Here is a 14,112-nt window from a genome sequence, read left to right as displayed (position 1 = left end):
TCACGGCTAGGGCCGCAAGCATCGGATGACGCGTCGTCGTCGCCAGATCACTCGACCTTCGCGGCGGTCGAGATCGAGAACGGCCGCGCCGCACGCCTGGTCGCCCAGCTTTTGTTCGGCACCGCACCCATGGTGAAGCGCAACGCGCCGCCGGCCCGTATCTCCGCGTCCGTCAGGTAACTTCGGTCGAGCGCCACACCGTTCAGCGTCACCGCCGTCACATAACGGTTCGCATCGGACAGCCCTTCCGCGGTCACCACGAACCGCTTGCCGTTGGGCAGCGTCAACGCCGCCCGGTCCACGAACGGGCGCCCGATGACATACTGGTTCGATCCGGGCGCCACCGGGTAGAAGCCGAGCGCCGTGAACACCAGCCAGGCGGACATCTGCCCCAGGTCGTCATTACCCGCCAGCCCGTCCGGCGTCGGCTTGTACTGCGACGCCACGATCTGGCCCAGCCGCTCCTGCGTCCGCCACGGTGCGCCCGCATAATCGTAGAGATAGGCGACATGGTGGCTCGGCTCGTTGCCGTGGATATACTGGCCGACCAGCCCGGCGATATCCTCGGCATGGCTGTAGTCGACCGTCGACATGTCGAAATCGAACATCGCGTCGAGCTTTGCGATCGCCTTGGCATCGCCGCCCAGTACCCGGATCAAACCCGCCTGATCCTGCGGCACGAACCAGCTATATTGCCAGGCATTGCCCTCGGTATAGTCGGACCCATAGTTGATCGCCGTCGGATCGAACGGCGTCCGGAACGCTCCTGTCGACAGCCGCGCACGCAACCAGCCGCTCTTCACGTCGAAACTGTTGCGCCAGTTGCCGGCCCGCTTGTCGAACCGGTCGGCAATCTCGGTCCGCCCCATCGCCCGCGCCATCCGCGCGATGCTCCAGTCGTCATAGGCATATTCGACCGTCTTGGACGCGGCCTCCGGCTCCTTGTCGATCGGCACATAGCCGCGCCGCATATATTCGCCGAGCCCGCCGTACGGCGCATAGCTCGCGCTCGCCACCATCGCGTCCAGCGCGGCGTCCGCGTCGAAATCGCGGAATCCCTTTAGATACGCGTCGGCGATCACCGGGGCGGCATGGTAGCCGATCATCGTCCAGGTCTCGCGCCCTGCAAACTGCCAGACCGGCAGGATACCGTCGGGGCTGTACCGCCGACTTTCGATCAGCGACCGCACGACGTCGGTGGTGGTCTGCTCCGGCTGGACCAGGGTCAGCAACGGATGCTCCGCCCGGAACGTGTCCCACAGCGAAAAGGTGGATCGGAAGGTGAAGCCGCGCGCGGCATGCACCTGATCGTCCGGCCCACGATAGCGACCATCCGCATCGCTCCAGACGCTCGGCGCGAGCAGGGCATGGTACAGCGCCGTATACACCGTCTTGCGCATCGCGGCCGGCGCGTCGATCTCCACTGTCCCCAGCGCCTTTGTCCACGCGGCGGTCGTCGCCGCCCGGATCGCATCGAACCCGCCCGGCTCCGCGCCCAGATTGGCGATCGCGCCAGCCTCGTCGACACCGGACAGCGCGACCCGCACCTCGAGCGGCCCGTCGAGCACACCGAAGTCCAGCCGCGCCTCGATCGCCCGGCCGAGCTTTTCTGCCACCGCATCGCTGCCCCGGCCCGGCCCCTGGAACCCCTTGTACGGAACCGCAGTATCGCGATCGATGAGCGCGTGACCCGTCAGCGGCGCGGAGAAGCGCATCGCGAAATACAGCTTCCGCCCCGGTGCCCAGCCACGCGTCTCGCGAAACCCGGTCAGCGTGCCGTCCGCGCGCAGATGTAGCCCGGACCACAATGTCTTGCCGGGATAGTTATAGAGCGACGAGCGCAGATCGATCAGCAGATGCGCCGCCTTGCCCGCCGGAAAGGTATAGCGATGCACGCCGACCCGCGTCCCCGCGGTCAGTTCGGCCCGCACCCCGCTGTCTTTCAGCGTCACGGCATAATAGCCCGGACGCGCCACCTCTTGCGCATGGTCGAAACGTGACCGGTACCCCGATCCCGGCCGCTTCGGATCGCCCGGGTCGAGCGCCACCTCGTCACCGGACTGCGGCATGACCAATATGTCGCCCAGATCGGAATGCCCCGCCCCCGAGAAATGCGTGTGGCTGAACCCCTGGATCGTCGGGTCCTCGTACCGATAACCCGCCGCGTGGCCGTAGCATGCGCGCAACTCGCATCCCGTGTCCGTATCAGGGGACAGCTGCACCATGCCGAACGGCGCGGTCGCACCCGGAAAGGTGTGCCCCTCGCCCCCCGTCCCGATCATCGGATCGACCACTTCGATCGGCGCCGGCATCGCCTGCGCGACGACGACATCGGGAGCCAGCAGGGCCATGACCAGGAAAGCGCGCATGGCGCAACTTAAGCACCGACCGCTGCCCGCTTGTAAACCTCCCTACCCCGCCGCTCCCCTTCGGATGTTCGAGATCGCCGTAACATCAGGCTTTACGATCCGGACGCAGCGAAATACCCAGGCCCTCGACTGGCGATCCGGGCATGAACCGGGTGCCTAGTTCAGGGAGGGGCGCAGCATGATGATGACCCGACGTGCGGCGCTTCTGGCGGGGGTCGCCGTCCTGACTGCGACGGTGGGCTGCGTCATCCGGCCACCGCTCGCGCGACGCCCGGTCGGCCCGGCTTCTGCCACCGGCTTCGTCACGGTCGACGGGCTCGGTTTCCGCCGCAACGGGCGGCCCTATCGCTACGCCGGTGCCAACATCTGGTACGGTGCATGGCTGGGCGCAGACACCACCTATGGCGACCGCGCCCGACTGAAGCGCGAACTCGATCGGTTGCAGGCGCTCGGCATCCGCAACCTGCGCATTCTCGGTTCGGCCGAACTCTCGCCGCTGAAGAACTCGATCACGCCAGGATTTCGCGACGCGAGCGGGCGCTATGACGAGGCGCTGCTCACGGGTCTCGACTGGACGCTGTCCGAACTGGCGAAGCGGGACATGACCGCCGTCCTCTACCTCACCAATTTTTGGGAATGGTCGGGCGGCATGATGACCTATCTGTCCTGGGTCGATGGCGGGCGCTTCCTCAACATGAACGATCCGGCGCATCCGTGGCCGGAGTTTCCTGACTGGAACGCGGCCTTCTATTCCAGCCGGCCGGCGCAGGCGCTCTATCGCGACTATATCCGCGCGGTCGTGTCCCGCACCAACAGCGTCACCGGCGTCCGCTATGTGGACGACCCGACGATCATGGCGTGGCAACTCGCCAACGAACCGCGCCCCGGCGGATCGCAGAAGGTGGCGCTCGCCAACCTGCCGCCTTTCTACCGCTGGATCGACGAGACCGCGCGCTACATCAAGGCACTCGACCCGCATCATCTCGTCTCCACCGGGTCGGAAGGGCTGAAAGGGGCGATCGAGCGCGAGGAGATCGTGCTGGCCGCGCACCGCCCGGCCTCGATCGACTATCTCACCGCGCACATCTGGCCGAACAACTGGAGCTGGATGGACGCCGGCAACCTGGCCGCCACCTACGCCGCCGGTGCCGCCCGGGTCGCGGACTATATCGCCGCGCACGTCCACCTCGCGCGCATGCTCGGCAAGCCGCTGGTGATCGAGGAGTTCGGTTACCCGCGCGACGGCCAGGACGCCTATGACCCGTCGATCGCGACCACATACAAGGACCGCTTCTACCGCCAGGTCTATGCCGCGATCGAGGCCGACATGGCCGCCGGCGGGCCGCTGTCCGGGTCCAATTTCTGGGCCTGGAACGGCGAAGCCCGCGCCGCCCATGCCGACCACCGCTTCCGCCGCGGCGACCTCGCCTACATGGGCGACCCGCCCCACGAACCACAGGGCTGGTACGGCGTCTTCGACAGCGACATCGCAACACAGACGGTGATCCGCGCCCACGCCACCGCAATCGTCCAGGCTTGACGTCACCGAACCGATACCTAACGCCTGGCGTTCGCAGCGGCGTCTTGAACGTGCCGCCCCATCCGGACGATAGCCGAAGACGGAATTTTCTGTCGGCCGCCTGACGGAAGACGCCGCCAGACCGCTCATACACATCGGAGGGGAGACGGGCGACGAAACGCGAAGTGCTGGCCGAGTGGGTGGGACGTGAGATCCTGCCGCACGAACGCGAACTCCGCGTTTGGCTGGCGCGGCGCGTCGTTGCGGCGGCGGACATGGAGGACGTCGTGCAGGAATGCTACTGCCGGCTCGCGCAGCTTTCCGACGTGTCCCACATCCTCACGCCGCGCGCCTACCTGTTCACCATGGCCCGGAACATCCTCCGCCAACAGCGTCAGCGGACGCGCGTCGTCAGGATCGAACCCTTGTCGGACGAATTGGAGGCCACGTTGGAAGGCGATCTCCCCTCTCCCGAACGCGCCGCGATGGCACGGCAGGAGCTTGCGCGCGTTCAATCCGCGCTCGCGACGCTGCCCGAACGGGCACGGCGCATCTTCATGATGCGCCGCGTGGACGGGCTGAGCCAGAAGGACATCGCCAGCCGGCTGGGCGTTTCGGAGAGCATCGTGGAGAATGAGGCGAGCCGCAGCCTGCGCGCGATCCTGAAAAGCCTGACCGGTCCACCGGCCGATGACGACATCTCGCTGGCGGCGGCGGGAGGTTCGCATGCCCGATCGCGCTGAGGAAGCGGCCGTCTGGGCGCTGCGTCATCCGCTCGACGCGGACCGCCAAGCGGAACTCGAGGACTGGCTCGATCGGGACCCCCGGCACCCCGGCGCGCTGCTCCGTGCGATGGCGGGGCTCAGCATGGTCGACCGCGCTGTCGCACCGGCCGCGCATGCCGAAGCGCTGCCCGCACCGGCTCCCCCCACCCGCCGCCGGCTGTTGATCGGCGTAGGCGGCGCCATCGCTGCGGCGATCAGCGGCGTGATCGGCTGGTCCAGCCTGGTCGGCGAACGGGTCGCGACTGCGCGGGGCGAGATCCGCCGGCTTCCGCTGGCCGATGGATCGGTCGCGACGATCAACACCGACAGCGACCTGCGCGTCGAGTTCGTGCGCGACACGAGGCGCATCGCGCTCAACCGCGGGCAGGCCTGGTTCCAGGTCGCCAAGGATCGCCAGCGTCCTTTCGTCGTGGACGCGGGCCTCGCGCAGGTCCGCGCGATCGGTACGGCCTTCTCGGTCGATCGCACCGCGCACGGCGTGCAGGTCACCGTAACCGAAGGCGTCGTCGCGGTATGGGCGAGCGAGGCGAGCGGCGCCATGACGATGCTGGAGGCGGGGCAATTCGCGAATTTCCGGCCCGGCGCACCGAACCCCGAAACCGGCACCGCCCCTGCACAGATCACCCGCGCGCTGGCGTGGCGCAGCGGCGAGATATCGCTGGAGAACGACACGCTTGGCAGCGCGGTGGCGCAGTTCAACCGGTATAATCGTCAACGTCTGGTCGTCACCGATCCGGATCTGGCGGCGGAACGGCTGGTCGGCCTGTTCCGGATCGACCGGCCGGACGATTTCGCCGCGACGCTCGCCACCTCGCTCGACGTCGCGGTGACGACGACGCCCGACGAAATCCGGATCGCACGAAAAAAGGCGACCGCGGACTGACGGAAACCGGTGGCACCGCGCTCTGGAGAAGGGAGAGCGCCGGCAACAGGTGCGTCCGAACATAAAAGGGGATGGGGAATGCGCGTGGCACGTTCATGGCTGCTGGGCACGAGTGTCGCGGCAATCTGCGGCATCGGCGGTACGGCAGAGGCGCAGACCCGCCGCTTCGATGTGCCCGCGCAATCGGCCAGCACCGGTGTCCTCGTCTTCGCGCATCAGGCCGGGATCCAGATCCTGGTCTCCACCCCCGTCGCCGCCGGCGTCAGGACCAACCGGGTGCAGGGGTCGATGGACGTCACCGCCGCGCTCCGTATGCTGCTCGCCGGGACAGACCTCGTTCCCGTCCGGACCGGCGGCGCGATCACGCTGAAACGCCAGCCCGCCATCTCCCACGCCGCCTACACCCCGGCGGCGGACCAGCCCGTCGCCGCGCCCGCGGAACAGCCGGCCGCGCCACCACCCGCCGCGCCCGCGGAGGCCGCACCCGACGATGCGCAGGACATCGTCGTCACCGGCATCCGCGCCTCGTTGCAGCAATCGATCAACGTGAAACGCGCGGCCGGCAACATCGTCGACGTCATCACCGCGCAGGACATCGGCAAGCTGCCCGACCAGAATGTCGCGGAATCGATGAGCCGCATCACCGGTGTCCAGATCACCCGCCGCGAAGGCGACGGATCGAACTTCACCGTGCGCGGCATCTCGCAGAACCGGTTGGAGATCAACGGCCGCACGTTCCTCGGCCCCGGGGCCGGCGGCAACGCCTCGCTGGAATCGGTCAGCCCGGAAATCATCGCCAGCATCGTCGTCGCCAAGTCGCCGACCGCCGACATGCCGGAGGGGGCACTCGGCGCCACCGTGAACCTCAAGACCAAGCGCCCGCTCGATCTGGCCGACCTCGTCGTCAGCGGTCGCGTCCAGGGGGCCTATACCGACCAGGCCAAGCATCTCGGCTATCGCGGGTCCGCGCTGGTCTCGAAGAATTTCAGCGATACGCTGGGCGTCCTGGCCAGTGCCGCCTACTCCAACACCCACACCCGTGGCTATTCGTTCGACACCGGCGGCTGGACCCGGACGAACAATATCGACGGCAATGGCGACGGCGTGAACGACCCCGGCCTGTTCCGTCCGAACCGCTTCATGGCGCGGATCTTCGATCGGCAGGAGCAGCGGTTGACGCTGAACAGTTCGATCCAGTACCGCCCCGCCGATCAGTGGGAGATCATCCTCGACGGCACCTACACCCGGCTGAAGCGCGAACGGTCGAGCGCCAATTACCAGATCCTGCTCAACGACAACGACATGGGCGCCGTCGCGGACGAGAACGGCACCGTGGTCAGCGGTACGTTCAACAACGTCACCGTCCGCCCGCTGGTCTATGACGAACCCACCGAATTCCGATCCACGAACCTCGGCTTCTCGACCAAATATGACGGCGACATCGTGAAGGTCAGCGCCGACGCATCCTACAGCAAGGGACGCGGCACGGACGGCGGACCGGGCGCGTCGTTCGCCTATGTCGTCGTGCCCCGCGCCGGTCGCACCGCCAACGCGACGATCGACTTCACGAAGGGCAATCCGGTGCCCGATCTCGACCTGACGTCCAATTTCGACCTGAACGATCCGTCGCAGTACCAGCTGGCCTCGGTCTTCGACGGCGACAACATCACCGATAACAGCGGGTATGACGGGCGGGTGGACTTCACCATCCTCACCGATTTCGGGCCGCTGCAATCGATCCAGGTCGGCAGCCGGTACGAGAAGATCCAGTTCTACTCGGAATCGCCGCAAAGCCTTCCGACCGCCGCCAGCCTCCTCGGCCGCGGTGATCTGAACGGCGACGGCATCATCACCGTCGATGAGCTGCCGGGCCTCACCTACGGCAACGATCAGGGCAGCTTCTACCCCGGCGTCGACGGCGACTTTCCGCGCGATATCCTGGGTGGCACGGTCGACAAGACGGTTGCCCGCGACACGCTCGGCCTGCCGCTGCCCCGCGCCGACAACATTCCGCTCGGCCGCGTTTCGATCAAGGATGTCGAGCAGGACACGCTCGCCTTCTACGCCAAGGGCAATTTCACGGGCGAGATCGCGGGCCTAGCGCTGACCGGCAACGCCGGCGTCCGCTACGTCACGCTCGAACGGGTCTCGTCCGGCTATCTGTCCGATACGCAGCCGACGCAGGCCAAAGCGCGGTTCGACTATTGGCTGCCGAGCGCCAACGCCTCGCTCGATCTGCGCCGTAACCTGACGTTCCGGCTTGCCGCCGCAATGGTGGTCGCCCGGCCCGGCCTGAACGATGTCGGCGTCAGCTTCATTCCGCTGCTCGTGTCGCGGACCGGATCGCGCGGCAACCCCACGCTACGCCCGTTCGAGGCGACGCAGTATGACGCGACGCTCGAATGGTATTTCGCGCCGTCCAGCGCGCTGACCGCCGCCGCATTCTACAAAAAGGTCAACTCCTTCACGATCAACGTGACGCAGAGCGAGACGATCGTCGGCCTGTCCGAGCAGATCGATCCCAGCACCGGCCAGCCCTACGGCCAGTTCCAGATCACGCAGCCGACCAACGGATCGTCGGGCACAATCAAGGGGTTCGAACTCGCCTACCAGCAATCGCTGCGCTTCCTGCCCGCCCCGTTCGACAATCTCGGCGTCCAGGCGAACTACACCTTCGTCGATAGCAAGACGCCGCTGATCGACGAAGCGACGCAGGCCGCGCTCCCGCTGCCCGGGCTGTCGAAGAACAGCTACAACCTGATCGGCTTCTACGAGGACAAGACGTTCATGCTGCGCGTCGCCTATATCTGGCGCAGTTCGTCGCTGACCGGCCAGGGCAGCGCCGCGGCGGGCGGCAGCTCCTACGCCGCCGCCCGCGGACAACTCGACATGTCGGCGCAGGTGAACCTGACCCCGAACGTCCGGCTGACGGTCGAGGGGATCAACCTCACCCGATCGGTCGAACGCGCCTATCTGCAGACGCCGCTGCGCCTGTCGAGTTCGGGGCGCGAGGACCGGCGTGTCTTCTTCGGCGTCGCGGCGACATTCTGACGATCGGCCGCGAACCGCCGTGCCGCGCGATCGCATCATTTCCGGAGCGAAGACCATGTCCCCGAAAGCCAGCCTGACCCGCGCCGCCCTGCTCTGGACCGGGATCGCCCTGTCCGGCAGCGCCGCGGTCGCGCGTCCCACCGCGCCTGTCCGTACCGAAGTGGCGATCTACGGCTGCACGCCCGCCGGCATCGCCGCCGCGATCGGGGTCCGGCGGCGCAACCACAGCGTGACGCTGGCCTGCCGCGATGGCTGGATCGGCGGCATGTCGACGAACGGGCTCGGCTTTGCCGACGCGGGCGATCATGCCGCGGTGGGTGGTCTCGCGCGGCAATTCTACCGCGACGTGAAAACCTATTACCGGGACCGCGGCATCACCGACACGGCCGCATCGCAACCCCATCCCGGCGCGAAGAACGACGACCGCGATACGCAGTGGGTCTTCGAACCGCATGTGGCGGAGGCGATCTACACGCGCTGGCTGGCGCGCTACGGGATCAAGCCGCTGTTCGATTTCCGGCTGCGGCTCGATCGCCGGGGCGTCGCGTCGCGCGGTGGCCGGCTGATTGAGATGGTCGCCGAGGACGGCCGCCGTGTCGCCGGCACGATGTTCATCGACGCGAGCTACGAAGGCGACCTGATGGGCATGGCCGGCGTGTCCTACGCGACCGGCCGCGAAGCCAATGCGCAGTACGGCGAGACGCTGAACGGCAATCAGCCGCGCAACAGCGTGAACCACCAGTTCACCCGCGACGTCGATCCCTATGTCGTCCCCGGCCGCCCCGCCAGCGGCCTGCTGCCGCGGATCGAGCCCGGTCCGGCCGGCGTCGAAGGGGCGGCGGATCAGCGGGTGCAGGCCTACACCTATCGCCTCTGCATGACGAAGCGCCCGGAAATCCGCGTGCCGTTCCGAAAGCCGGCCAACTACGATCCGAAACAATATGAACTGCTCGGCCGCTATTTCGACGCGGGCTGGCGCGAGACGTTCCGGAAATATGATCCCATCCCGAACGGGAAGACCGACACGAACAATTTCGACGCCTTCTCATTCGACGATATCGGTCGGAACTACGCCTATCCGACCGGATCCTATGCGGTCCGCGCGCGGATATTGGACGAGCACCGGACCTACCAGCAGGGCCTGCTCTGGTACATGCAGAACGACCCGCGCGTCCCCGCGGACATGCGCCGCGCCATGGCGCCGTGGGGCCTGTGCGCCGACGAGTTCAAGGACAACGCGAACTGGCCGCGCGAAATCTACATGCGCGAAGGGCGCCGGATGGTGTCGGACTTCGTCATGACCGAACACCACCTGCGCGGCCTGTCGGCCACGCCCCGCTCGATCGGGCTCGGCTCCTACAACATGGATTCGCACAATGTGCGGCGCTACGTCGACGCGCGCGGCTTTGCCCGGAACGAAGGCAATATCGAGGTCAGCCCGGGCCGCACCTACGAAATCAGCTATGACGCGCTCGTGCCGAAACGGTCGCAGGCCACCAACCTGCTGGTTCCGGCGGCGATCTCCGCATCGCACATCGCCTACGGCTCGGTCCGCATGGAACCGGTTTTCACCATTCTCGGCGAATCTGCCGGGATCGCGGCAGCCATCGCGATCGACACGAACGTCGCCGTTCAGGACGTGAGCTACCCGCGCCTGGAACAGGAGCTCCGCACGGTCGGACAGATACTCCATCCGTAAGACCGGCCCGTCGAACGTTCCCCGGCGGATCAGGCCGCTATGAAGTTGGCGGTGCCGAGCAGGATCGCGTTAACGCGGATCGACGGCGCCAGTTCGACGCTGAGCGACTTGACCAGGCTCTGCACGCTCGCCCGCGCCGCCGACGTGCAGACCATATGCGGCTCCGGCTGCCGGGCGAGCAACAAGTTCACCACGACGAACGCCGCGGCGTCACTGTCACGCAGCATCGGCAGGAACGCCGCGGCCCCGAAAACGACGGAGAGTTGGGAAAGCCAACCTGTCCCTGCACAAGCGGACGCCGGGCCGAGGTCGGAGGTGATCGATCGAAGCGACCAGAGGCGATGCCCCCTTCCGACACGCCCTATCGGGCACCTCCTCACGCTCCTGAGGGAACGATCAATTGATGGATAGAGAGCGGCACGATAGTCCGGGCACCAGGAGCACCGACATGACCCCGAAGGCAGCAGCGACAGGCACGAGCGTCGACGGCGAGGCGCGGATCAGGGTGACCCTGACACGGGACAGCGTCTGCATGGCGGACGACGTTCACTCGCCGCACGAAGAAGGTTTTCTCGTTCCGGCCGACGCCAGTCTGGCCGACGTCGTGGCGACGGTCAGCCGCTCCAGCTACCTCCCCATGCCGAGCGACGCCTGGGGTTGGTCGATCGCGGCGCGCGGATGGGTCCTCGCGGTGCGCCCCGGCCTTTTCGGGCGCAAGGTCGTCACACTGAAAACCGGGCCCGCCACCGTGGCCGCGCGGGATGTCCCGGTTCTCGAGGCAATCTATGTTCAACCGGGTTCCCGCTGGCGGCTTGTGGACGAAGCTCCACCGAGCGCCGTTCCAAGACATCGCGCCACCCTCCGATGGCTGCTCCTACTGGCGCTGTTCGTCGTCATCGCCGGCGCGCTGTCGCGCACCGCGTGAAGGTTCGAAGGCGTCGGCAGACTGCGGCCCGCTCCGCGTATCGCGAGACGCCACGCGCGGGCGATTGATGTCACGATCGGTTTCGAACGACCAAAGCCCCGAACAGCCAAACCGGCCAACCTTCCGGCTGGTAGCGGTACCAGGTTTGCGCTAGCCTCCAGAAAAACAACGTCGGGAGGATGACGAAATGGGCAAAAGCCTGAAACTGGTACTGGCTCTGCTGCTGTCGAGCACGGTGACGTTGCTGGCGGCCGCTCAACCCGTCCCGGGCAAGCTCGGCGACGCTGCCGCGACACCCGAGGTGCGCGCGCAAGACATCGTGTCGCGCATGACGCTGGAGGAAAAGGCGGCGCAGCTCGGTCATACGGCCCCCGCGATCCCGCGCCTCGGGGTTCCAGAGTATAACTGGTGGAACGAAGGGCTCCACGGTGTCGCACGCGCCGGCATCGCGACCGTCTTCCCGCAGGCGATCGGCATGGCCGCGACCTGGGACACGACGTTGCTCGCCAAGGTCGGCGATACGGTCGCGACCGAGTTCCGCGCCAAGTTCCTCGAGCGCCGGCTGCCCGACGGCGGCAGCGAATTCTACCGTGGCCTGACCGTCTGGTCGCCCAATATCAACATCTTCCGCGATCCGCGCTGGGGCCGCGGCCAGGAAACCTATGGCGAGGACCCGTATCTCTCCGGCCGGCTCGGCATCGCCTACATCGCCGGGCTGCAGGGCAATGACCCGCGCATCTTCAAGGTGATCGCGACATCCAAGCATTTCGCGGTCCACAGCGGCCCGGAAAGCAATCGCCACCGCGAGGACGTCTACCCCAGCCCCTTTGACCTCGAGGATACCTACCTGCCCGCGTTCCGCGCGACGGTGACGGAGGGCAAGGTGCAGTCGGTGATGTGCGTGTACAACGCCGTCAACGGCGTACCCGGCTGCGCCAGCACGATGCTGATGGACGATATCCTCCGAAAGAGCTGGGGGTTCGGCGGCTATGTCGTGTCCGATTGCGGGGCCGCGGCGAACATCTACCGGCCCGACGCGCTGCACTATACCAAGACGGCACCGGAAGGCGTCGCGGTCGGCATCAAAGCGGGCATGGACCTGATCTGCGGCGATTATCGCAACAAGATGACGACCGACGCCGACAGCATCGTCACCGCGGTGAAGACCGGGCTCCTGCCGCAGGCAACGGTCGATCGCGCGCTGGAGCGGCTGTTCGTCGCGCGGGTCCGGCTCGGGCTGTTCGATCCGAAGCTGCCCTTCGCCGAGATCACCGCGAAGGATTACGACACGCCCGCCCATCACGCGATGTCGCGCAAGATGGCCGAAGAATCGATGGTGCTGCTGAAGAACGACGGCGGCCTGCTGCCGATCAAGGGCGATCCACGGACCATCGCGGTGATCGGCCCCAACGCCGACAGCATCGACGCGCTGGTCGGCAATTACTACGGCACGCCGTCCAAGCCGGTCACCGTCCTCGACGGCATCCGCGCGCGCTACCCGAAGGCGAAGATCGTCTATGCCCAGGGCACCGGACTGATCGGTCCGGCCGAAGTCCCGGTGCCGGACGCCGCGCTGTGCGTCGATGCGGCCTGCGCGACCAAGGGGCTGAAGGCCGAATATTTCGCCGGCGCGGACCTCGCCGGCGTCTCAATGCGCAGCGAGACGGTGCCCAACGCGCGGCTCGACTGGAGCGGCGACCGCGAGACGTCGGCGCGCTGGACGGGTACGCTCGTCGCCCAGGCAAGCGGTTCCTACGGCTTCCGCTTCGCCAGCGAGAATGGCTACCGCGTGTTCGTCGGTGACAAACTCGTGGTCGACGAATGGGGCGTGGGCGACGCACCGTCGATCCTGACCGGCACGATCACGCTGGAGAAGGGCCGCCGCTATCCGATCCGGGTCGAAGGCGTCCAGCGCGGCGCGCGCAGTTCGCAACAGCTCGTCTGGAGCGTCCCCGGCTCGGGCGCGGATGAGGCAATCACGGCGGCAAAGGCCGCTGACCTGACGATATTCGTCGGCGGCCTGTCGGCACGGATCGAGGGCGAGGAGATGAAGGTGCAGGCCCCCGGTTTCGCCGGCGGCGATCGCACCAGCCTGGATTTGCCGGCACCGCAGCAGGCGCTGCTCGACCGCCTCACCGCGACCGGCAAGCCGCTCGTCCTGGTGCTGATGAACGGCAGCGCGCTGGCCGTGAACCGCGCCGACAAGAGCGTGCCGGCGATCGTCGAGGCCTGGTATCCCGGCGGCGAGGGTGGCCATGCGGTGGCCGGGCTGCTGGCGGGCGACTTCAGCCCCGCGGGCCGCCTGCCGGTGACCTTCTACAAATCGGCCGACCAGTTGCCCGCCTTCACCGACTACAGCATGAAGGGCCGGACCTACCGCTACTTCGCCGGTGAGACGCTATACCCGTTCGGCCACGGCCTGAGCTACACGCGCTTCGCCTACGCCGCACCGGCGCTCTCGACGACGCGGGTCGGCGCGGACGGCAAGTTGGATGTCTCGGTCGCGGTCAGCAATGTCGGCGCACGCGACGGCGACGAGGTCGTGCAGCTCTACGTCGCGCATCCGGGCGCGCAGAACGCGCCGATCCGGTCGCTTGCCCGGTTCGAACGCGTCCACCTGAAGAAGGGCGAGACGCGGCGCGTGAGCTTCACGCTCGATGCGCGCGCGCTCAGCCTGGTCGATGCCAAGGGCGTCCGGCGTCTGACGCCCGGAACGGTCAAGCTCTGGGTCGGCGGCGGGCAACCCGGCGGCCGGGCGGGCCTTCCGGCTGTTGCGGGCGTGGCGTCCGAACTGAAGGTGGACGGGCAAGCGGTCCTACCGCGTTAACCCTTTGTGGTCGGGCGTCGGGTCGGGATCTTCGGTCACGACCCGACAAACGAG

The 14,112-nt window shown here is 67.2% G+C and carries 9 protein-coding genes; 7 read left to right on the top strand and 2 right to left on the bottom strand.

Annotated features, from left to right (window positions below; genetic code table 11):
* Positions 1-47: 47 nt before the first annotated feature.
* Positions 48-2,369, bottom strand: coding sequence for a GH92 family glycosyl hydrolase (locus ACFSGX_RS06200; RefSeq protein ID WP_380928380.1), 2,322 nt, complete (start codon positions 2,367-2,369; stop codon positions 48-50).
* A 178-nt stretch (positions 2,370-2,547) separates the two neighbouring features.
* Between ACFSGX_RS06200 and ACFSGX_RS06195 the strand changes: the two genes are divergently transcribed.
* The 5 genes from ACFSGX_RS06195 to ACFSGX_RS06175 all read left to right on the top strand — a co-directional run bounded on the left by ACFSGX_RS06195 (position 2,548) and on the right by ACFSGX_RS06175 (position 10,306).
* The gene (locus ACFSGX_RS06195; protein WP_380928379.1) at positions 2,548-3,909 is read left to right on the top strand and encodes a glycoside hydrolase 5 family protein; all 1,362 of its coding nucleotides are present in this window, start codon (positions 2,548-2,550) and stop codon (positions 3,907-3,909) included.
* A gap of 164 nt (positions 3,910-4,073) precedes the next feature.
* Positions 4,074-4,631 carry an RNA polymerase sigma factor gene (locus ACFSGX_RS06190; protein WP_380928377.1) on the top strand — a complete coding sequence of 186 codons (558 nt, stop codon included), beginning with the start codon at positions 4,074-4,076 and terminating at the stop codon, positions 4,629-4,631.
* A complete protein-coding gene (locus ACFSGX_RS06185) occupies positions 4,615-5,556 on the top strand; it encodes a FecR family protein (RefSeq protein ID WP_380928376.1) in 942 nt (313 codons plus the stop codon). The genes ACFSGX_RS06190 and ACFSGX_RS06185 overlap by 17 nt, the downstream gene beginning before the upstream one ends.
* A gap of 78 nt (positions 5,557-5,634) precedes the next feature.
* The gene (locus ACFSGX_RS06180; RefSeq protein ID WP_380928374.1) at positions 5,635-8,607 is read left to right on the top strand and encodes a TonB-dependent receptor; all 2,973 of its coding nucleotides are present in this window, start codon (positions 5,635-5,637) and stop codon (positions 8,605-8,607) included.
* A 55-nt stretch (positions 8,608-8,662) separates the two neighbouring features.
* Entirely contained in the window at positions 8,663-10,306 is a 1,644-nt protein-coding gene (locus ACFSGX_RS06175; RefSeq protein ID WP_380928372.1) for an FAD-dependent oxidoreductase, read from the top strand.
* Positions 10,307-10,335: 29 nt separating this feature from the next.
* On the opposite strand, the gene ACFSGX_RS06170 is transcribed toward ACFSGX_RS06175, so the two are convergent.
* The gene (locus tag ACFSGX_RS06170) at positions 10,336-10,686 is read right to left on the bottom strand and encodes an SDR family oxidoreductase (protein ID WP_380928370.1); all 351 of its coding nucleotides are present in this window, start codon (positions 10,684-10,686) and stop codon (positions 10,336-10,338) included.
* Positions 10,687-10,754: 68 nt separating this feature from the next.
* Here ACFSGX_RS06170 and ACFSGX_RS06165 point away from each other — a divergent pair, with 68 nt between their 5' ends.
* Both ACFSGX_RS06165 and ACFSGX_RS06160 read left to right on the top strand, forming a co-directional pair.
* Entirely contained in the window at positions 10,755-11,231 is a 477-nt protein-coding gene (locus tag ACFSGX_RS06165; protein WP_380928369.1) for a hypothetical protein, read from the top strand.
* A gap of 187 nt (positions 11,232-11,418) precedes the next feature.
* On the top strand, positions 11,419-14,058 hold the full coding sequence (locus tag ACFSGX_RS06160; protein ID WP_380928367.1) for a glycoside hydrolase family 3 protein: 2,640 nt from the start codon (positions 11,419-11,421) through the stop codon (positions 14,056-14,058).
* The last annotated feature ends 54 nt before the right edge of the window (positions 14,059-14,112 follow it).

This window comes from Sphingomonas arantia (assembly GCF_042682045.1).
Taxonomy (GTDB): domain Bacteria; phylum Pseudomonadota; class Alphaproteobacteria; order Sphingomonadales; family Sphingomonadaceae; genus Sphingomonas_R; species Sphingomonas_R arantia.
The sequence above is the reverse complement of the archived record's forward strand: the minus strand, read 5'-3'. Positions and strand labels throughout refer to the sequence as shown.